This window comes from Ferrimonas futtsuensis DSM 18154, assembly GCF_000422645.1.
GTDB lineage: Bacteria > Pseudomonadota > Gammaproteobacteria > Enterobacterales > Shewanellaceae > Ferrimonas > Ferrimonas futtsuensis.
Genome location: NZ_AUGL01000016.1, coordinates 14,981 through 35,009, shown reverse-complemented (window position 1 = coordinate 35,009; position 20,029 = coordinate 14,981). Strand labels below are relative to the sequence as shown.

Annotated in this window: 21 protein-coding genes and 1 other RNA gene; 8 read left to right on the top strand and 14 right to left on the bottom strand. The window is 62.0% G+C overall.

The features are described from left to right. Nucleotides 1-2,463 carry a S9 family peptidase gene (locus tag G505_RS0111430; RefSeq protein WP_028109669.1) on the top strand — a complete coding sequence of 821 codons (2,463 nt, stop codon included), beginning with the start codon at nucleotides 1-3 and terminating at the stop codon, nucleotides 2,461-2,463. Between the two features lie 267 nt (nucleotides 2,464-2,730). On the opposite strand, the gene rnpB is transcribed toward G505_RS0111430, so the two are convergent. After that, nucleotides 2,731-3,108: RNase P RNA component class A (gene rnpB, locus G505_RS22475), an RNA gene on the bottom strand. Between the two features lie 19 nt (nucleotides 3,109-3,127). Continuing rightward, a complete protein-coding gene (gene rsmI / locus G505_RS0111425) occupies nucleotides 3,128-3,967 on the bottom strand; it encodes a 16S rRNA (cytidine(1402)-2'-O)-methyltransferase (RefSeq protein ID WP_028109668.1) in 840 nt (279 codons plus the stop codon). Between the two features lie 87 nt (nucleotides 3,968-4,054). Here rsmI and G505_RS0111420 point away from each other — a divergent pair, with 87 nt between their 5' ends. The 4 genes from G505_RS0111420 to dolP are packed head-to-tail and all read left to right on the top strand — an operon-like array spanning nucleotide 4,055 to nucleotide 7,376. Continuing rightward, nucleotides 4,055-5,881, top strand: coding sequence for a penicillin-binding protein activator (locus G505_RS0111420; RefSeq protein WP_051216116.1), 1,827 nt, complete (start codon nucleotides 4,055-4,057; stop codon nucleotides 5,879-5,881). Next, the gene (locus G505_RS0111415) at nucleotides 5,878-6,213 is read left to right on the top strand and encodes a YraN family protein (RefSeq protein ID WP_028109666.1); all 336 of its coding nucleotides are present in this window, start codon (nucleotides 5,878-5,880) and stop codon (nucleotides 6,211-6,213) included. Before G505_RS0111420 ends, G505_RS0111415 begins: the two co-directional genes overlap by 4 nt. A 10-nt stretch (nucleotides 6,214-6,223) precedes the next feature. Beyond that, nucleotides 6,224-6,814 (top strand): phosphoheptose isomerase, encoded by a 591-nt coding sequence (locus tag G505_RS0111410; RefSeq protein WP_028109665.1) that lies wholly within the window; start codon nucleotides 6,224-6,226, stop codon nucleotides 6,812-6,814. A gap of 1 nt (nucleotide 6,815) precedes the next feature. Next, entirely contained in the window at nucleotides 6,816-7,376 is a 561-nt protein-coding gene (dolP, locus tag G505_RS0111405) for a division/outer membrane stress-associated lipid-binding lipoprotein (protein WP_028109664.1), read from the top strand. Between the two features lie 58 nt (nucleotides 7,377-7,434). On the opposite strand, the gene trpS is transcribed toward dolP, so the two are convergent. Genes trpS through rpe form a run of 3 tightly spaced genes read right to left on the bottom strand, consistent with a single transcriptional unit; the run spans nucleotide 7,435 to nucleotide 9,807 of the window. Continuing rightward, nucleotides 7,435-8,436: a tryptophan--tRNA ligase gene (gene trpS, locus G505_RS0111400; protein ID WP_028109663.1), complete on the bottom strand. Its 1,002-nt coding sequence runs from the start codon at nucleotides 8,434-8,436 to the stop codon at nucleotides 7,435-7,437. Then, nucleotides 8,429-9,133 (bottom strand): phosphoglycolate phosphatase, encoded by a 705-nt coding sequence (locus G505_RS0111395; protein WP_028109662.1) that lies wholly within the window; start codon nucleotides 9,131-9,133, stop codon nucleotides 8,429-8,431. Before G505_RS0111395 ends, trpS begins: the two co-directional genes overlap by 8 nt. Then, the gene (rpe, locus tag G505_RS0111390; protein ID WP_028109661.1) at nucleotides 9,133-9,807 is read right to left on the bottom strand and encodes a ribulose-phosphate 3-epimerase; all 675 of its coding nucleotides are present in this window, start codon (nucleotides 9,805-9,807) and stop codon (nucleotides 9,133-9,135) included. The genes G505_RS0111395 and rpe overlap by 1 nt, the downstream gene beginning before the upstream one ends. Nucleotides 9,808-9,997: 190 nt before the next feature. On the opposite strand from rpe, the gene G505_RS22470 reads away from it, so the two are divergent. The 3 genes from G505_RS22470 to G505_RS22750 all read left to right on the top strand — a co-directional run bounded on the left by G505_RS22470 (nucleotide 9,998) and on the right by G505_RS22750 (nucleotide 11,224). After that, nucleotides 9,998-10,639 carry a TorF family putative porin gene (locus G505_RS22470; RefSeq protein ID WP_051216114.1) on the top strand — a complete coding sequence of 214 codons (642 nt, stop codon included), beginning with the start codon at nucleotides 9,998-10,000 and terminating at the stop codon, nucleotides 10,637-10,639. 151 nt (nucleotides 10,640-10,790) lie between these two features. After that, nucleotides 10,791-11,045 (top strand): hypothetical protein, encoded by a 255-nt coding sequence (locus G505_RS21385; protein ID WP_035385346.1) that lies wholly within the window; start codon nucleotides 10,791-10,793, stop codon nucleotides 11,043-11,045. A gap of 5 nt (nucleotides 11,046-11,050) precedes the next feature. Next, on the top strand, nucleotides 11,051-11,224 hold the full coding sequence (locus tag G505_RS22750) for a DUF2970 domain-containing protein (RefSeq protein WP_084643960.1): 174 nt from the start codon (nucleotides 11,051-11,053) through the stop codon (nucleotides 11,222-11,224). A gap of 40 nt (nucleotides 11,225-11,264) precedes the next feature. On the opposite strand, the gene G505_RS0111370 is transcribed toward G505_RS22750, so the two are convergent. The 9 genes from G505_RS0111370 to pilM form a co-directional block, all read right to left on the bottom strand. Beyond that, on the bottom strand, nucleotides 11,265-12,089 hold the full coding sequence (locus G505_RS0111370; RefSeq protein ID WP_028109659.1) for a Dam family site-specific DNA-(adenine-N6)-methyltransferase: 825 nt from the start codon (nucleotides 12,087-12,089) through the stop codon (nucleotides 11,265-11,267). 39 nt (nucleotides 12,090-12,128) lie between these two features. After that, nucleotides 12,129-13,598 (bottom strand): SPOR domain-containing protein, encoded by a 1,470-nt coding sequence (locus G505_RS0111365; protein ID WP_028109658.1) that lies wholly within the window; start codon nucleotides 13,596-13,598, stop codon nucleotides 12,129-12,131. Continuing rightward, nucleotides 13,591-14,673, bottom strand: coding sequence for a 3-dehydroquinate synthase (gene aroB, locus G505_RS0111360; RefSeq protein ID WP_028109657.1), 1,083 nt, complete (start codon nucleotides 14,671-14,673; stop codon nucleotides 13,591-13,593). The genes G505_RS0111365 and aroB overlap by 8 nt, the downstream gene beginning before the upstream one ends. Before the next feature lie 23 nt (nucleotides 14,674-14,696). After that, nucleotides 14,697-15,212 carry a shikimate kinase AroK gene (gene aroK, locus G505_RS0111355; RefSeq protein ID WP_028109656.1) on the bottom strand — a complete coding sequence of 172 codons (516 nt, stop codon included), beginning with the start codon at nucleotides 15,210-15,212 and terminating at the stop codon, nucleotides 14,697-14,699. 147 nt (nucleotides 15,213-15,359) lie between these two features. Further along, complete coding sequence (locus G505_RS21380) at nucleotides 15,360-17,360, bottom strand: type IV pilus secretin PilQ (RefSeq protein ID WP_035385345.1); 2,001 nt, start codon at nucleotides 17,358-17,360, stop codon at nucleotides 15,360-15,362. After that, nucleotides 17,357-17,872: a pilus assembly protein PilP gene (locus G505_RS0111345; protein ID WP_028109655.1), complete on the bottom strand. Its 516-nt coding sequence runs from the start codon at nucleotides 17,870-17,872 to the stop codon at nucleotides 17,357-17,359. Before G505_RS0111345 ends, G505_RS21380 begins: the two co-directional genes overlap by 4 nt. Beyond that, entirely contained in the window at nucleotides 17,869-18,459 is a 591-nt protein-coding gene (locus G505_RS0111340) for a type IV pilus inner membrane component PilO (RefSeq protein ID WP_028109654.1), read from the bottom strand. Before G505_RS0111340 ends, G505_RS0111345 begins: the two co-directional genes overlap by 4 nt. Then, entirely contained in the window at nucleotides 18,456-19,007 is a 552-nt protein-coding gene (locus G505_RS21375; protein ID WP_035385344.1) for a PilN domain-containing protein, read from the bottom strand. Before G505_RS21375 ends, G505_RS0111340 begins: the two co-directional genes overlap by 4 nt. Next, nucleotides 19,004-19,897 carry a type IV pilus biogenesis protein PilM gene (gene pilM, locus G505_RS21370; protein ID WP_051216112.1) on the bottom strand — a complete coding sequence of 298 codons (894 nt, stop codon included), beginning with the start codon at nucleotides 19,895-19,897 and terminating at the stop codon, nucleotides 19,004-19,006. Before pilM ends, G505_RS21375 begins: the two co-directional genes overlap by 4 nt. Nucleotides 19,898-20,029: the final 132 nt, after the last annotated feature.

Sequence of the window (20,029 nt, the reverse complement as noted above, 5' to 3'; positions counted from 1 at the left end):
ATGAAAAAATGGATGAGTCTGGGCATCTCCCTCAGCCTGCTGAGCGCCTGCGCGGTCACCGCGCCCGACGCCCCCACCGCGGTCACCCAATCTCCACCTCAGCTGATGGCCCCGTTGCCCATAGTTGACGCGGCACAGCCACTGACCCTGAAACAGATCATGGCGGACCCGGACTGGATGGGGAACGCGCCTCAGCAGCCCCTGTGGTCTCTGGATGGCCAGCGGGTCTACTACTGGCAGAAGGAGCAGGGTTCCAAGCTGAGCCGTGCCTTCGAGGTCGACGCCAAGGGCCCCCCCCAGCCCCTGGCCTTCAGCGACTGGGCCCTGGCCGAGGAGAAGACCCTGAGCCCGGACGGCACCCTGGCCGCCTGGTTGTATGAGGGCAACCTGTTTGTGGCCCGCCCCGGCGACCAACCTCGTCAGCTGACCCGGGACAGCAGTGCCATCGACCAGTTCAGCTTCACCCTGGACAACCAGTTGCTGGTGCAACGAGGCAACAAGCTGTTTCGCATCGAGCCCCAGAGTGGCCGCACCCTGCTGCACGCCGAGCTGGTGTTTGGTCAGAAGCCAGACGGCGCCAAAGTGGCCGACACCTACCTGGCCAAGCAGCAAAAACGGCTGATCCAGTACGTGGACAATCAGTACAAAGACGCCGCCGAACAGACTGCCCGTCAGGCACAACGTCGTCAGGCCGATGCCAGCCTGGCGCCGGCGCCTTTCTACCTGAATGCCAGTGAGCGACTGGTGACCCTCAGCCCCTCCCCCGACGGTCGCCATATCCTGGCGGTGGTCACCGACAAGGAGGGCAGCTGGCGCAAAGATCACGACATCATGCCCAACTACCTGGACAAGAAGGGCTATGTGGCCGCCCAGCCCGCCCGTGCCCGGGTCGCCGAAGCCGAGGTGAAGGCCCACCGGCTGGTGCTGCTGGACAGCCAAAACGGCAGCGTGACCCACATCAGCTGGGAAGGACTGACCGGCTTCGATGAGGATGTGCTGGCCAGGGTCAAGGCGGAAAACGCCGAGAAGCGCGGCGACACCTACCAGAGTGAAAAGGCGCTGCGGGTGATCACCCTGATGCAGGACTGGGGCTGGAAGCAGAGCCCGATCCAGTGGTCTCCCCGGGGCGACAAGCTGGCGGTGATGCTGGAGTCCCAGGCGGACAACAAGGATCGCTGGCTGGCAAGGGTGGACCTTGCCAAGGGCAGCCTCGCCACCGAACATCGCCTCCACGATGAGGCCTGGGTGAACTACACCCACAACGAATTTGGCTGGAGCCGGGATGGCCAGAGTCTCTACTACCTCTCCGAGGAGAGCGGCTACTCCCACCTCTACCTCAAGCCACTGAATGGCAAGGCCAGGGCGCTGACCCGGGGCGAGTTTGTGGTCAGCAACCTGACCCAGAGCCGCGACGGCAGCCGCTTCTTCTTCAAGGCCAACCGCCATCACCCCGGCCAGTATGAGGTGTTCAGCGTCGCCAGTGACGGCGGCGAACTGCGTCAGGAAACCGATCTCAAGGGTGGCCTGGAGTATCGCCTCAGCCCGGATGAAACCCAGCTGCTGCTGACCGCCTCCAGCCGCAGCAGGCCGCCGGAGCTGTTCCTGCAGCCTCTGGGCGCTCAGCCCGCTCAGCTGACCCACACCACCAGCCAGGCCTTCCTGGAGTACCCCTGGCAGGCCCCTGAAGTGGTGGCGATCCCCTCCAGCCATCAGGCCAAGCCGGTCTACGCCCGCATCTTCCGCCCCCTGAACGACAGCAAGAAGCGCGATGGCCAATACCCCGCGGTGATCTTCAACCATGGCGCCGGCTACCTGCAGAACGCCCACTTCGGCTGGTCCGGATACTTCCGCGAATTCATGTTCCACAACCTGCTGGCCCAACAGGGCTACGTGGTGATGGACATCGACTACCGCGGCTCCAAGGGCTATGGCCGAGACTGGCGCACCGCCATCTACCGCAACATGGGCCACAGCGAAGTGGAGGATATGCTCGACGGCATCGACTGGATGTCCGCCTCCCTGGGGGTGGACCCGCAGCGGGTGGGCACCTACGGCGGCTCCTACGGCGGCTTCCTCACCTTTATGGCGCTGTTCACCGAGCCGGAACGCTTCCAGGCCGGAGCCGCCCTGCGGCCGGTGACCGACTGGGCCCACTACAACTACGGCTACACCTCCAACATCCTCAATACCCCGGATGTGGATCCCATCGCCTATGAGCGCAGCTCCCCCATCGAGTTTGCCCAGGGGTTACAGAAACCCCTGCTGATCATGAGTGGCGTGCTGGATGACAACGTCTTCTTCCAGGACAGTGTGCGCCTGGTGCAGAGGCTGATCGAACTGGAGAAGCCGATGTTTGAGACCGCCATCTATCCGGTCGAACCCCACGGCTTCCGTCAGCCCTCCAGCTGGCTGGATGAGTACCGCCGCATCTACCGCCTGTTCGAGCAGAACCTCAACCCCTGACCGAAGCCGAGTAATATTTATTCAAATTTGTTGAATAATTCACCACCCAAGGCTAAGTTGAAAGAGTCACTTGCGATGTGACTACCTTGAATGGTTGTGTTCGTCCTTTTCGCCCCGCCACGGAACTGGCGGGGCGTTTTATTTCCAGCAGAGGTGGAAGAAGCATCCCGTCATCCAACCCACCACAGCGGTTACCTGCGGGCACCGATGCTTTAGATAAAGAAAAACCCGCATCACCTTTCGGCAATGCGGGTTATCTATGCTGTAGGTCGGAGTCGGCCGATAAGCCGGGTTCTGTCGTGGACAATCATTCCTCTAGGCCCAGGATCGCTCCTGGGCTCAAGCAACCTACCCGCCCCCAACGCGGGCCACGCCAATGGGGGCCTATTTGGTCTTGCTCCGGGTGGAGTTTACCGTGCCACGGTCTGTTACCAGCCGCGCGGTGCGCTCTTACCGCACCCTTTCACCCTTACCTGTGCTCCCGAAGGAGCCATCGGCGGTTTGCTCTCTGCTGCACTGGTCGTAGGCTTTCACCCCCCAGGCGTTACCTGGCACCCTGCCCTGTGGAGCCCGGACTTTCCTCCCCCTTGCCCGTCTGCAGGTAAACCTGCACAACGACAAGGCAGCGATTGTCTGGCCGACTCCGGAGGCGGAGTATAACCCGCTACCAGCCCTGCTCCAAGCCGTACTTGTACAGGGCGTTCTTTTTATGACCGAAGATCTCGGCGGTGATCGCCGCCGCCCGCTTCAATGGCAGCTCCTTAGCCAGCAATTCCAGGGCCTTAACTGTCTGACCATCCAGCTCATTCTCCACAGGCTTATGGCCGTGAACCATCAGCACCATCTCGCCCCGGGTACGGTTGTCATCCTCCTTGAGCCAGGCCAGCAGCTCGGCAGCCGGCTGACCCTCGATGGTTTCGAAGGTCTTGGTCAGCTCCCGGGCCAGCACCAGCGGGCGCTCCGGCCCCATCACCGCGACGATGTCGGCGATGGTATCCAGCACCCGGCGAGGGGACTCATAGAAGATCATGGTGCGCGGCTCCTTGGCCAGGGCACTCAGGCGATCCATCCGTCCCTTGCCCTTGGCGGGCAGAAAGCCTTCGAAACTGAAGCGATCCGACGGCAGACCGGCGGCGCACAGGGCGGTGGTGGCGGCACAGGGCCCCGGAAGCGGCACCACAGGATGGCCCGCGTCTCTCACCTGGGTCACCAGATGATAGCCGGGGTCGGAGATCAGCGGGGTACCGGCGTCGGAGACCAGGGCGATGGACTCCCCCTGCTGCAGACGGCTGATCACCCACTGGGCCCGCTGGCGCTCGTTGTGATCGTGAATGGCCACGGTCTTGGTGCCGATGCCGAAGTGGCTGAGCAGCTTGCCGCTGTGGCGGGTGTCTTCACAGGCGATGAGATCCACCTGCTCCAGCACGGTCAGTGCCCGCTGGGTGATGTCCGCCAGGTTGCCTATGGGGGTGGGCACAATATAGAGAGTTGCAGTGGATTCCATGGAAAATCTCTTGGTGTCTGTTGATTGGTTTAGCATCGACAGGGGGTTACACTATTGGCTGTGATTTTATCAGAGTGGGTTTGGCTGTTGAAAAACTTCTCATGCAAACTGACCAAAAGGGCAGTGCCTCTGCTGTTGACCGCCCTGCTGGCCGCCTGTGCCAGCGGCCCGGCACCGGCGCCCAAGGCGCCCAAGGCCAAAATCGAGATGGGTCTGGTCACCCAGAGTGCGTCCCAGTATCTGCAGCAGGCCTCCGCCAGTGAGGGTGAGCTGCGTCAGCAATGGCTGTTGCTGGCGGCCCGCGCCTACACCGAGCAGGGTGATATGGCCTCTGCCGCCCAGTTGCTCAGCTCTCTGGAAGAGAATCTGGCCGAGGCCCCGACTCTGCAGGCGGAGTACCGGCTGCTGATGGCGGAACAGGCCAAGGAGGAGCAGAAACGCAGTTACGCCCTGGCCCTGCTGGACTGGCCCCTGGACTGGCCCCTGGACCGCGCTCAATGGCAACACTACTACCGGCTGAAAGGCGAGCTCTACCAGCTTTCCGCCGCCCCTCTGCCTGCATCTGCGGCCTTCTACACCCTGTCAAAATACCAGAGTGCCGACGATCAGCAACTGAGCTTCGAGGCCCTGTGGCACAACCTGGGTCAGGTGGATGAGCAGGCGCTGCTGGAGGCGGTCAGCCAAAGTCAGGATCCCCAGTGGCGAGGCTGGCTTGAGCTCGCCTGGCTGGCGAAGCACTTTGCCATCCAGCCCTCCACCCTGGTGGGCGAACTGGCTCGCTGGCAGCGCAGCAACCCCGCCCACCCCGCCGCTCAAAACCTGCCGGCGGACCTCCAGCGTGCCCTGACGGTGCAGCCCTACCGACCTCAGTCGGTGGCCGTGCTGCTGCCCCTGTCCGGCCGGGTGGCCGCCCAGGCCAAGGCGATTCAGGATGGACTGCTCTCCCGGGCCCTGGAGCAGGACAGTGGCCGGCAAATCCGTTTCTATGACACCGGCAGCCTGGATGCGGCCGAGGCCTATCAGACCGCGGTGGCCGAGGGTGCCGAGTTCATCATCGGTCCCCTGCTTAAGAGCAATGTGGACAAGGTGGTGGCCGTGGCCGACCCCCAGATGCCCATGCTGCTGCTGAATCAACCGGCCAACCTGCCACAGGCCGAGGAGCACCACTACTTCTTCGCCCTCTCCCCCGAGGAGGAGGCGATGCATGTGGCCGAGAAGCTGTATCAGGACGGTCGTCAGCACCCTCTGGTGCTGGCTCCCGCCTCCTCCCTGGGACGGCGCATGGCCCGGGAGTTTGAGGCCACCTGGCTGACTCTGACCGAGGAGCCTGCCGAGGTACACTACTTCGACCGCACCGACACCATGCAGGCCTCGGTGCGCGGCGCCCTGCAGGTGGACGCCAGCCTGGAGCGAATCAAGTCGGTGAGGCAGGCATTCGGCCGAACCACCAAGGCAGACTTCCGCTCCCGAGGCGATGTGGACGCGATCTTCATCATCGCCGACTCCGGCGAGATCCGGCTGCTCAAGCCCTTCATCGATGTAAACATTTCGGTGTTCGCCCAGCCACCCCAGCTCTATACCAGCAGCCGGGCCAACGCCAAGGCGGACAATGGCCAGGAACGACGCGATCTGGACCGGCTCTACATCAGTGACATGCCCTGGCTGCTGGGGGAAACCCCGGTACGCAGCAAGGTCAGTGAGCTGTGGCCGGAACGCAGTGACAGTCAGCTGCGCCTCTACGCCATGGGGCACGACAGCTGGGCCCTGATCGATCGCCTGGCGCAGATGCGGGTCTTTTCCGGCTACCGCATCCAGGGGCTCTCCGGTCAATTGGCCGTGGCCGATGATGGGGTGCTGAGCCGACAGCTGGGCTGGGCCCAGTATCGCCGCGGACGACTGCGCGCAGAACAATGAGCCGCAGCAAGGGTCATATCGTCGAGCAGCAGATCCAGGGTTGGCTGGCCAAACAGGGGCTGACGCCCCTGGCCAGCAACGTCCATTGCCGTTTTGGCGAACTGGACCTGGTGATGACCCAGGGTAACGAGCTGGTGTTTGTTGAGGTAAAATACCGGCAAACACCAGGTTATGGCGGCGCCCTCGCCGCCGTCACCCCAAACAAACAGCAGAAATTGCGGCGCGCCGCTGCCTTCTATCTGCAGCAGCAGGGCTGGAGCGAACGCCCCTGCCGCTTCGATGTGGTCACCGTGGAAAACGGACACATCGACTGGATTCAAAACGCATTTTAATGAGGTTCCAATGTTAGAGCGGATCAAAGAGAGTTTTACTGAGAGCATCCAGACCAAGATCGATGCCCTGGAGGCGTTGCCCGAGAGTCTGGAGAAGGCCGCCTACATCATGGTTCAGTGCCTGCTCAACGGAAACAAGATCCTGACCTGTGGCAACGGAGGCAGTGCCGGCGATGCCCAGCACTTCTCCTCCGAGCTGCTGAACCGTTTCGAGACTGAGCGCCCCAGCCTGCCCGCCATCGCCCTGACCACGGACTCCTCAACCCTGACCTCCATCGCCAACGATTACAGCTACTCCGAGGTGTTCTCCAAGCAGGTGCGTGCCCTGGGCCAGCCCGGCGACGTACTGCTGGCGATCTCCACCAGTGGCAACTCCGACAACGTCATCAAGGCGATGGAAGCGGCGGTAAACCGCGACATGACCATCGTCGCCCTCACCGGCAAGGATGGCGGCGCCATGGCCGGGCTGCTCTCCGACCGTGACGAGGAGATCCGCGTGCCCAGCAACCGCACCGCCCGCATTCAGGAGGTGCACCTGCTGGCCATACACTGCCTGTGCGACGCCATCGATCGCACTCTGTTCCCTCAGCAGGAGGATTGATATGCGCTGGGCCGTAACCGCTTTGATTCTGCTTATCCTCAACGGCTGTGCCGGTGCGGTGATGCTGGGCACCGTCGGCGGTGCCATGATGGTCAACGACCGCCGCAGCGTCGGCAGCCAGATTGACGATCAGACCCTGGAGGTACAGATTCGTCGTGCCATGGACGACGATGAGGGGATCAAGAACCAGACCCACATCTCGGTGACCAGCATGAACCAGTCTGTGCTGCTGGTGGGCCAGGCCCCCAACACCATGCTGCGGGATCGTGCCGTGGCCAAGGCGCGGGCCGTGGACGGGGTGCGCATGGTGCACAACCAGATCCGCATCGGCAATCCGGTGGGCTTCAGTACCATCAGTAACGACAGCTGGATCACCACCAAGGTGAAGAGCCGCATGCTGGCGGATGACAATTTCGACAGCACCCGGGTCAAGGTGATCACCGAGAACGCCGAGGTGTTCCTGCTGGGGCTGGTCACCCGGGAAGAGGCCGCCCAGGCGGTGGAGATCGCCCGCAACACCAGCGGCGTGCGCAAGGTGGTCAAGGTGTTCGAGATGCTCTGATCGCATCAGGCACAAAAAAGCCGGGCAGTTGCCCGGCTTTTTTTATGGAACTCTGCTCTTAGAGAACAGGGAAACCGATCGCCTGGTAGACCTGCTTCAGGGTCTTGGCGGCACGCTTTCGAGCCTCGGCGGCGCCGTCACGCATCACCTTCTCCAGGTACTCCTGGTCGTTACGGATGGTGTTGTAGCGCTCCTGCAGCGGCTCCAGCATGGCCACCACGGCCTCGGCGGTGGCCCCTTTCAGGTGGCCGTACATCTTGTCCTCGAACTCCTTCTCCAGCTCCTCGAAGCTCTTGCCGGACGCGCCGGAGAGGATGCTCAGCAGGTTGGACACGCCGGGCTTGTTGTCCACGTCGAAACGCACCACTGGCGGCTCGTCGGAATCGGTCACCGCACGCTTGATCTTCTTGGTGACCTTCTTGGGGTCCTCCAGCAGGCCGATGACGTTGGCGTTGTTGTCGTCGGACTTGGACATCTTCTTGGTGGGATCCTGCAGGCTCATCACCCGGGCACCCACAGGCGGGATGAAGGGCTCTGGCACGGTAAAGATGTCTCCGTGGACGTTGTTGAAGCGGGTGGCGATGTCCCGGGTCAGTTCCAGGTGCTGCTTCTGGTCGCTGCCCACCGGGATCTCATCGGCTTGATACAGCAGGATATCCGCCGCCATCAGGGTGGGGTAGCTGAACAGGCCCACGTTGATGTTGCTGGCGTGCTTCTGGGACTTGTCCTTGAACTGGGTCATCCGGTTCAGCTCACCCATCTGGGTGTAGCAGTTCAACACCCAGGCCAGTTGAGCGTGCTCAGGCACGTGGGACTGGACGAATACGGTGCTCTTCTGAGGGTCGATGCCCACCGCCAGGTAGAGGGCCAGGGTGTCCAGGCAGGCCTTGCGCAGGGCTTCGGGATCCTGACGCACTGTGATGGCGTGCTGATCCACGATGCAGAACAGACAGTCATGGGTTTCCTGCAGCTTGACCCACTGGCGCAGGGCACCCATGTAGTTGCCGATGGTCAGTTCGCCGGAGGGCTGGGCGCCGCTCAATACTACAGGTTTACTCATGTTCAGTGGTCTCTTCTTGGTTCAGTGCCGGCAGGTGCGCCAGCAGGGTTTCAAATTGGTCTATGGCCAGGGTCGGATCGCTGTCGCGGATATCTTCTCCGTAGTTGTAGCCATAACTCAGGCCAACACTGGCCACACCGGCGGCCTGGGCAGCCTGGATGTCATTGCGGCTGTCCCCCACCATCAGCATCTGCTCCGGGGCCAGTTGCCACAGGCCCAGCACATGGTTCAGGGGCAGGGGCGACGGCTTCTTCTGGGCCAGGGAGTCACCACCGAAACAGTGGTCGAAGTAACCGTCAATCTCCAGAGCCTGGAGCAGTCCGGGAACAAACTCCATCGGCTTGTTGGTGATCACCGCCATTCGGTAACCGCGCCGGGCCAGACAGGCTAAGGTATCAGACACTCCGGGGTAAAGGCGACTGCCGCCGCTCAAATGTTGCCGATAGTGATGCTGAAAGGCCGCCAGGGCCTCATCGGACTGAGCCTCATCGGCGTCGATGCCCACCGAAGCCAGGGCCCGCTGCATCAGCACCCGGGCACCGTTGCCGACCCAGTTGCGTACCTGGGTCTCATCGCAGCCGGCATGTCCCAGCTGCGTCAAGGCTCGGTCACAGGCCACGGCCAGATCCGGCACACTGTCGACCAGGGTGCCGTCCAGATCGAAGGCGATGGCGCGAATGGCGGAGAGATCACTCATTAGCCGGCAGCCTTAGCCAGTTCGGCGCGCATCTTGTCGATCTCCGCCTTGTAATCGTCCTTGGCAAAGATGGCTGAACCGGCCACAAACATGTCGGCACCGGCTTCGGCGATCTCGGCGATGTTATCCACCTTCACGCCACCGTCGATCTCCAGGCGGATATCTCGGCCGCTGGCTTCGATGCGGCGACGCACTTCGCGGATCTTATCCAGGGTGGCCGGAATGAAGGACTGACCGCCAAAGCCAGGGTTGACACTCATCAGCAGAATCACGTCCACCTTGTCCATCACATAATCCAGGTAGTGCAGCGGAGTGGCCGGGTTGAACACCAGACCAGCCTGGCAACCGTGGTCCTTGATCAACTGCAGGGAGCGATCCACGTGCTCGGACGCCTCGGGGTGGAAGGTGATGATGGAGGCGCCGGCCTTGGCAAAGTCGGGGATGATACGATCCACCGGCTTCACCATCAGGTGCACATCAATGGGGGCCTGGATGCCATAGTCACGCAGGGCCTGGCACACCATGGGACCTATGGTCAGGTTGGGCACGTAGTGGTTGTCCATCACATCAAAATGGACTACGTCGGCACCGGCAGCCAGGACATTTTCCACCTCTTCACCCAGGCGGGCAAAATCGGCAGAGAGGATAGAGGGCGCAATCAGAAACTTACTCATCACCATTCCTTATTCGGTATAGTCAGATAACTGGCGCATATTTTAGCCCCTATAGGGACGCGACCCAAGCGGCAAATACCTTGCCAAGGGCGCCAAAAGTGATTAGTTTCAAAAAGACCCCCCCAGGTCCGACTCCTTTTTACGTTTTATATGGCAAAATCCGCCGGTTAATTAATAAGGGTCTGGACACATGAAAACTCTGTTCAAAACTTCCGCCATTGCCGCACTGGTTCTGGCTTCAACTTCCGTATCCGCTGCTGAGTTCGAAGGTGGCCATGAGGTGAGCTTTAACGCCAGCCTGGTGAGCAACTACATCTTCCGTGGCGTCACCCTGTCCGATGACGATCCGGCGATCCAGGGCGGTGTGGATTATGCCCACAATAGCGGCCTCTACGCAGGTATCTGGGCGTCCAGTTACGACAACGGCGGCGACTCCGAGATCGAGGTAGACTGGTACGCCGGTTACAGCTTCAACCTGAGTGACGACGTCAGTGTCGACATTGGCGGCGTGCGCTACTACTACGCCGATGTGGGCGGCCACACTACCGAGTGGCACCTGGGCCTGGATCTCTACGGCATCGGCACTGCCCTGCACTACGACCAGACTCTGGAGTCCTGGTACGGTGAAGCCAACTACGACATCAGCCTGACCGAGCCACTGACCCTGAGCCTGCACGGCGGCTACGCCGAGCCCGACAAAGGTGACGGTGCCTACGACCTGATGGCCACCCTGAACTACAGCCTCAACGACAACGTCGATCTCTACGGTGGCATTGCCCACCACGAAGAGGAGGACGAGGCCTACCTGGTGGGTGTGTCGGTCTACTTCTGATAGCGACTGCGCTAAACGGCAGAATTGGTCGAGTTTTTTAGCGCATTTGGTCTCAGCGATGGAGATCACAGCCCCGCTTGTTGCGGGGCTGTTCAATTTCTCATCTCACTGTTATACTCAAGAAACTTGTGTGTTCCAGGAATACGTCATCATGCTGAAAAAAAGGAAAATTTGGCTGTTCGCGTTGGCCCTGTCGCTTCCGCTGGGAGGCACGGTTGCCTGGAACCTGCATCAATGTGGCCTAGACTGCGACCACACCGAGATCGCCTCCATTAAGTGGCGTACCTGGCTGGTGGGCAGCAGCGGCTCAAGCCAGTATCACTTCATCGATCTTCTGGAACTGCTGTATCGTGCCACCCACGATGACAAGCAGGAGAAACAAAACGCCTTCATGGACCAACAGTGAGCCCGATGAAGGTGGTCGCCAGCGTCCTGGCGGCCCTGTTCGGCGTTCAGAGTGAAGCCAACCGTCAGCGGGACTTCAGTCACTCCTCTCCCCTGCCCTTTATCCTGACCGGTATCCTGCTGGTGAGTCTGTTTGTGCTGGGGCTGATCGCCCTGGTGAACTGGGTGCTGGCCCTCTAAGACCGGTGTCTCCCTTGGGGCTGACCCGCCAGACGCGGCTTCAGCGACTGGCCCCATAGCCGGCGAAGATCTCATTGACCTTCTTACGACCGTTGCCCTTCTGGCTGATGGTGCGCTTGACCATCAGGAACTCCTGGCGATCCGCCTGATGGTAGATCTTACGGGCATCCTGGGTGTCGTGGTTGCTGATCAGTACGCTGGCCCCTTTGAATGCCGCCTCTCTGGCGCACTCGGCCAGGGTATGCTGGGCCTCCATATTGAAGCCGCCACTGGCGTAGCTGGTGAAGCTGGCCGTGCTGGAGAGAGGCAGATACGGAGGATCGCAGTAGACCGCGTCCCCGGTCTGAACCTGGGCGAAGGTGGTGTGGTAATCCGCACACAGGAAGGTGGCGCGCTGGGCCTTTTCGGCAAAGAACTCCATCTCCTTCTGAGGGAAGTAGGGGCGCTTGTAGGAGCCAAAGGGCACATTAAACCCGCCCTTCTTGTTGTAACGACACAGACCGTTATAGCCATGGCGGTTCATGTAGAGAAACAGCACCGCCCGCTCGAACTGATCGTTGGTGTCGTTAAACCTCTGACGGGCCTTGTAGTAGGCCTCCTTGTCGTTCCACTCGGGTACAAACATCTTCCTGGACTCACGGATGTAGTGATCCGCATCGTGCTTGAGGGTCTGATACAGGTTGATCAGATCCGGGTTGATGTCGCTCAGCAGGTAGGAGGGGTAATCGGTGTTGATGAACACCGAGCCGGCTCCCACAAAGGGCTCTACCAGTCTGTCGGCATCCGGCAGACGGCGGGCGATCTCCTCGACCAGGGCAAACTTGCCCCCTGCCCATTTCAAAAAAGCCCTTGTTTTCTTTGTCATTGGCTCGCCGACCACCGTGGAAAAGATAGGATTCTACCGTCACTCCGATAAAAACGCAGCTAAATCGAGTTGCTCTACCAACTCCTTTTGCACGTCTTGCATCGGTTTGACATAGGGACTGTTGTTTCGGATCGCGTCCGGTAGGGAGGAGACCGCCGCCTGAGCCGCCGCCTTGCTCTCGAAACCGCCGTAGACCACCACATGCCAGGGGCGGGGCTGGCGGTTGTTGACGTAGAGGGCCAGGCCCTGCTTCAGAGGCAGTTGCTTCAGATACTGAGCCGCCAGGCTGGGGTAGGAGTAAACCGCCAACTGCAGCGTGTAGCTGTCTCCGGGGCGTGCCATCAGAGGTTGCTCCGCCAGTGGCAGCGGTTTTGCCTCAGGCGCCGACCTGGTTTTACGCTCAGGTTGTGGCTCGGCTGGCTCCGCCTGGGGCTCTGGCGGCTGTTGCGGCGGGTTCTCCACCGCCTGCTTGGCCGCCAGTTGCTGCTCGAGGTCCACCAGCCCCTCCCGGGCGGATCGCAGCAGGGGATCCTCGGGCTGGGGCGCCGGCCTGGGTTGAGGCGTGTTGATCGCCTGCCACTCACCGGCCAGCCCCAACTCGTCGCCATTGTCCCGTGGCGAGTCGGGCCGAGTCTCGGTTACCGCCTCCGGCTGAGCCGATTCCGGCCCGGCCAGCCCTGGCGCCACCTCCACCAGGCGCACGCTGTCGGAGCGCCCCTGGGCGTCCTGCTGCAACTCAGGCCCAAGCGGGTCCACCGCAATCCACACCGCCAGGGCAGCCACCACACCCAGCAGGGCCAGGATCAAGCTTCGGTGCCGCAGCAGACCGGCCTTGGCCGGGGTCTCCTCACCCTTGCCCGTCACCAGGTCCACCACCGCCTGGGCACTGCCGTCGGATTTCTGCAACAGAGGCTCGATGCCCAGCTGGTTGATAAAACGGGACAGGGGACGATCGGCGGTCAGGGCCCGATAGAGCTGTTTCTGCTCGCTCAATGAGAGGGGATCAATGGTGATCGGCAGCAGGTGCTGCTGACACTCGGTCGGCAGCTCCGCCAGCAGGTGCTGCACCAGCTTAGGCTGGGACACCAGGATCAGCGTCAGCCGCCAGCGTCGCTCCCCCTGCTCCAGCAACATCGCCAGCAGTTCCGCCAAAATCACCTGGGGCAGGCAGTGGGCATCATCGATCACCAGCAACAGCCGCTGCTCGCTCTCTTTCAGCAGACGCTCGAAGCTGTCGATCAGTGGCTCATGGGGGTCAAACAGGGGATCGGTAAACAGCTGATGGAGGATATCCACCCGCAACTGGGCGGGATCCGCCTGGACAGGACAGAGCACCATCCCCTGGTTAAAACCTTCGCTGGTGCCCAGCAACGCCTGGGCCAGGGTACTCTTGCCCACACCCGGCTTACCGTGAAGCAGGATGGCGTGATCACCGTATTCAATCAGGTACTTCAATCGCTCCAGCAGCACCTGCTGGCTGGGAAGCAGAGAGGGGGCGGTATCACTCATCGGCGGCGATAAGGGCGGCAAGTTCGTCCTGGGTGACGTCCGCCACCAGCTCCGCCTCACCGATATGGCGAGGCAGCACAAATCTCAGGGTACCCGCCACCACCTTTTTGTCCTTCTGCATCGGGGCCAGGAAACGCTCCAGGGTCATCTCGGCAGGGGGCACCACCGGCAGACCATAGGCCTGGTGGATGGCGATGATGCGATCCAGCTCCTCGGCGGTCATCTGATTGCGGCTGTGGGCCAGCCTGGCGGCCATGACGGTACCGGCGGCCACCGCCTCACCGTGCAACCAGACGCCATAGCCCTGATCCGCTTCGATGGCGTGGCCAAAGGTGTGTCCCAGATTGAGCAGGGCACGCACCCCACGCTCGGTCTCATCCTCGGCCACCACCTCCGCTTTGATTTCGCAGCAGCGGGCAATGATGCGGGCTATCCCGGTTGGCGCCAGGGCACGCAAGGCGTCCACATTCTGCTCCAGCTCGTCGAAGAAGGGGGTATCCCAGATGATGCCGTACTTGATCACCTCCGCCATCCCGGCAGCAAACTCCCGCTCCGGCAGAGTGGAGAGACACCGGGTGTCGATGAACACCGCCTGGGGCTGGTGGAAGGCACCGATCATATTCTTGGCAAGAGTGTGGTTGATGGCCGTCTTGCCGCCCACGGAGGAGTCCACCTGCGACAGCAGGGTGGTGGGCACCTGCAGGAAGGGCACACCGCGCTGGTAACAGGCGGCGGCAAAGCCCACCATATCGCCGATCACACCGCCCCCCAGGGCCACCAGCAGGGTGTCCCGGCCAAAATTGGCCTCCAGCAGGCGGGTAAAGATGGCGTTCAGGTGCTCCAGGTTCTTGTGCTGCTCACCGTCGGGCAGCACCAGAGATTCCACCTGGGCACCGGCCTGACCGAGAGTCTCAGTCAGGACAGAGAGGTAGAGGGGGCCCACCACATCGTTGCTGACCACCAACAGGCGGCGGCCTTCGACGTAGGGCTGGAACAGGGCGGGCTGAGTCAGCACCCCCTCGGCGATCATAATGGGGTAGCTACGCGCCCCCAGGTCAACCTGAATCTGTTCCATGCATCCCCCGAAATAAGCAAACCTTAGAAGCCGAGCTTCTCTACGATCTGGCTGGCCACCACTTTGGCACTCTGGTCATCGGTGCGGATAACGATGTCGGCAATCTCCTGGTACAGGGGGTTGCGCTCTTCCGCCAGATCTTCCAGCACCTGACGTGGATCGTCCACTTGCAGCAGAGGACGGCGCTTATCACGCTGGGTACGGGCAACCTGCTTGTCGATGGTGGTCTCCAGATAGACCACAATACCACGGGCGGACAGGCGGTTGCGGATTTCCTTACTGTTTACGGAGCCGCCACCGGTCGCCAGGACAATGCCCTGCTTCTCGGTCAGCTCTTCGATAACACGTGCTTCACGGACGCGGAAGCCCTCTTCGCCTTCTACATCGAACACCCAGGCGATGTCGGCGCCACTGCGTGCCTCGATCTCCTGATCGGAGTCATAGAAGTCCAGATGCAGCATTCCGGCCAGGTGACGGCCAATAGTACTCTTGCCTGCACCCATGGGTCCCACAAGGAAAATGTTTCTTTTTTCAGCCATTTTCTACGTCTAAATACTCAAATCTTCAATTAGTCGACCATCAGCAGATGGCTTTAAAACACCACTGTGACATAAATTTGGTGGACGATTATCGCAAGGAAGGCCCGGTGAAGGCAATAGAGGTGCCCGCTATGGTGGCGGCTCAGGTTAAAAGCTCTCCACTACTATCCTCGGAGTGACGAAAATCAGCAGCTCAGACTTGATGGCGGTATTGCGGGTATTGCGGAACAACCAGCCCGCGTAGGGGATGTCTCCCAGCACCGGAACCTTGCTGACTGTCTTCAGCTCCTGTTGCTGAAAAATCCCGCCCAGGACCACGGTTTCACCATTTTTTGCCAGCACCTGGGTGGAGATTCTCTGGGTATTGATCCCCACCTCCCCGGTGGAACTCTCCCGCCCCCGGGTGTCCTGGGTGACCAGCAGGTCCAGCACCACCTTGTCGTCGGAAGTGATTCTGGGGGTGACGGTCAAACTGAGCACCGCCTTCTTGAAGGCGATGGAGGTGGCGCCGCTGGAGGTGCTCTCCTCGTAGGGGATCTCCTCCCCCTGCTCGATAAAGGCGGTGTACTGGTTGGAAGTGGTCAGGCGCGGACTGGCGATGATCTCCCCCTTATCCTCCGCCTCCAGGGCGGACAACTCCAGGTCCAGGATGAACTCATCACCCAGATTGGCCACCTGGAAGGCGAAGCTGGAGGCGTTGCTGCTCACAGCAGGCAGGTTGATGTTGAGGCGATCACCGATGGCCGGCACCACCCCCTGCCTGATGCTGTCGTTGCCTTCGATGGAGCCGGACACCGAGCCGTCACTCTGGCCGGAGGAGACCCCCCAGCGGATCCCCAGCTCACTGTCCACATTGTCGCGGACGTTCACCATCCTGGATTCAATCACCACCTGACGAACTGGCACATCCAGCACCTGAATCAGGGCTTCCACCTCTGCCAGCCGGCGGGGCGTGTCCTGCAGCAACAAAATGTTGGTGCGTTCATCCACGGTGGCCGAACCGCGATCACTGAGCAGGCGGTTGCTGCCCGACTCTCCGCGAAGCAGATTGGCGATATCGTCGGCCTTGGCGTAGTTGATCTTGTAATGACGGGAAACCAGCGATGCCAGTTGCTGGGCCTCCTGCTGCAGTTGCAGCTCCGCCTGCTTCTGGGCTGCCAGTTCCTCCCGGGGCGCCACCAACAGCACATTGCCTTCACGGCGGCTGGCCAGACTCCGGACCTTGAGCACCAACGCCAGAGCCTGATCCCAGGGCACCGAGTCCAGCCTCAGGGTCAGGTTGCCATCCACCGAATCGCTGGTGATCAGATTGAGCTGTTTATGTTCCGCCAGGATCTGCAGCACACTGCGCACCGGGACATCCTGGAAATTGAGGGAGATGCGATCGCCACGAAACCCCCGGGGAGCCTTGGACGAGGTTGTCGGAGTCAGAGACAGCACCAGCTGGTTCCCCCGGCGCTGTTCACTGCTGGCCAGATCCCCATCCAGTTGCAGCACCACCCGGGTCTGCATCGGCTCACTGAAGGTTTCAAAGCTGCGCACCAGGGTGCCCAGCTCCGACAGGTCCATCACCCGCTGGGCCTGTGGCGGAAGCTGACTGTGAGGCAGAATCAGGGACAGGCGCCCGGGCTGCTGAGCCACCTGGGCCTTGCCCGCCGGGCGATCCAGGCTGAGGATCAGCTCCCCCCCCTTGCCCCTGGGCTGGAAACGGACCGACTCAACCCGGGCCAGCGGCAGCGCCTGCTCCGTCTCCTGCTTCAGGGCTGCGGCCACCATGGAGCGGTCGGCAAAGGTAAGCAGATAGTCACTGCCCTGCCACTGTCCCCGATAAGGCCCGCTGCGCTCCAGCGCCAGGGTCACCATCACCCCCTCGCCTTGATTACGGGCGGTCAGGGATGTCACCTCCGGGGCCGCCACCGGGATCGGTTGAGAGGTCAGTTGCGTCCGGCTCTGGGGAAACCACAGACTGAGGCTGGCCCCCTCCTCAGACAGGACCATCTGCGGTGCCGGGCCAGGCTGGTCAAACACCAGATACAGCGACAACCGGCTCCCCGGCAGGTCTGATGCCCGCACCTCCAGCAACTCCGCCCCCTGCACCGGCAGCACCCACAGCCACAACCCCATCAGCCAGACACCCGCACGACTCATAGACTCTCTCCCTCAGGCAGGCTTAGGCTGGCCTGCCGCTCCACATAACATCCCATCCCCTGCTCAACCCGCTCCGTCAGCTCGATACTGGCCTCACCGATGCGCTCCACCCGGCCCCCGAACAGGCCCAGCCGGTCTCCGACCTTGACTCTGTGAATGCGGCCGTCGCTGCTCTGAATCAGGGCCCAGCGCTGCTCATCCTCCATCAGGGTGCCGCGCATCGACAGGGAATCCAACGCCACCCGAGCCAGAGGGGGCACCGGCCCGGGCAGCGGCCCCAGGCACCCCGGACGGCCGGCCCTGGCCTCGGACCCCGGGCGGGCGACATCCACGAAGGGGCTGGGGCGTCCCCCCGGCTCATAATTCACCCGATGGAAGCTGGGCATGGTGGGGGATTGCCCCTGGAAGGGGGGCGGATTGGCCTGGACCTGGCGCACATAGGCTTCCAGATCGGTCAGGTCACCCCCACAGCCCGCCAGCAATCCGAGACAGAGCAGCACCCCTCGCTTCATGGCTCCTCCTCCCGGGAATCCGGTGCCAGCCTGTAGGTTCGTGCCACCAGTTCAATGGCCAACCCGGCCTCTCCCCGGCTCAGGGACAGGTCCTGCAGGTTGACGATCCTCGGCAGCGCCGCCAGGCTGGCGGCAAACTCCCCAAACTGGGGATAGTGGCCGGAGAGCTCCACCTTGAGCGGCAGGGTGACGTAGAGTTCGCCGGGCTGCTCCGGCAACCAGCCGATACTGAGGATCCTGAGGTCGGTTCTGGTCGCCAGGTAGGTGATGTCATCCAGCAGCCCAGGCATCTCATCCTGTTTGGGCAGCATCCCCAGCATCTCCTCCAGGGCCAACTGGGCCTGCACCAGCTGTTGCTGATGACGCTCCAGATGGGCGGAAAACAGAAACTTGTCCCGGAATACCTGCCTGAGCTGCTGCTCCTGCTGCTGTTCAGCCCTGAGCCGGCTGAGATCCTCCCCCACCAGAAAATGCCCCCCCAGGCCCCCCACAATGAAGGCCAGAGTCAGCGCCACCGCCCATTTGACCTGGCGCGGCCATTGACCTATCCCCTCCAGATCCAGGTACTTCAGTTCCTCCAGGGTCATCCCGACACCTCCCGCTTCATCGCCAGGGTCAGCTCGAAGCTGTGGCGACGCACCGCCTGCTGGTCGGCCGCCTGCACCCGTTGTACCCGGGGACGGATCAGCCAGGGCGAGGCCTCCATTCTTCTCAGCAGCTCCGCCAGTTGATTGTTGGACTCACAATATCCGGACAGATGCAGCTGTCCGCCCTCCAACCTCAGCCGGGTCAACATCACTCCGGGCACCACCACCCGGTGGAGCTCATTGAGCAAGTGCACCGGCAGATTACGCTCCTGCTGCAGCCGAACGATCAACCCCATCCTCTGATTCAGTTCGCTCTTCTGCTGCTCAATCTCACTCATCTGCCGGATCCTGGCCTCAACTCTGGCGATCTCCTGCTGCAGATAGTGGTTCCGGGCCAGTTGAGCCTCCACCTGAACGGAAACCAGCAGATGAACCCCCAACACCAGGGTTGCGGCGGCGCCGGCCACCAGGGCCAACAACATCAGGTAGTCGCGCTTCTGGCGCTGGCGCAGGGTTTCCCGCCAGGGCAGCAGGTTGATGCGGCTCATGGGGCCTCCCGCATCGCCAATCCGGCCGCCAGCAGAAACTGGGCCGGCTCAATCAGATCCATCCCTTCCATGCACTTTACCCGGGCGCATTCACAGGGCAGCCCCAGGCGCACCTGCAGCAAAGGAGCCAACGGCTCTGGCTGGTGGCCGCAGACCACCACCCTCTCGACCCGGCGCCCCTCTGCCCCGCCCAGATAGATCTGGATGCTGCGCTGCAGCTGCTGAGCCAACTGGTCCACCCAGGGCATCTGCCCATCGGCCCCGCCCCTGGCCAGGGAGACCTCCCGGACAAACCGGGTCTCCCCACCCTGATTGATCGCCAGCAGGCTTTTGCAGGCGCCCACCTCCACCAGGGCCACATCGCCCTGCTGACCGTCCTCCAACAGGGCCTGTGCCCGCCCAAGGGCGTACCCCTCCACATCCACCACCTCGGTCACCAGGCCCGCTTCCGCCAAGGCATCCACCCGCGACTGAACATCCTCCCGGCGACAGGCACTGAGCAGCACCTCCATCGGCCCTGCCTCGGCAGCATTGGCCACGGGCTCGAAGTCCAGGTTGACCTCATCCAGGGGGTAGGGAATCAGGTTGTCCGCCTCGATCTCTATCTGGGTCTCCAGCTCCTCATCGGAGAGGGTGGCATCCATGGTGATCACCTTGGTCATCACCGTGGCGCCGCTGACTGCAGCCGCCGCCCGGGTCGCCCCTTTGGGCAGCAGAGATTTGAGCCGGGACATGGCCACCAGAGGGGAGTCCGACTCCATGGGAATGGCGTGGGCCAGGGAAAGGCGATAACCGCTGCCATCCTGCTGCAGCATCACCGCCTTAAGGTGTGTGGAACCGATGTCGACCCCCACCAGTGAGGAGGTCGACCGGGAAAACAGAGAAAACATCCGTGCTTATCCTGTTGCTTCGCAAATCCGTTTGCGTACCTTGAGCGTAGCACAGCGGCGAATATTTGAGCTTCAGCCCAGATTTTCCCTCTAGTTGTTTTTTGAGCATCGGCTCCGAGCCGTTATACTGGT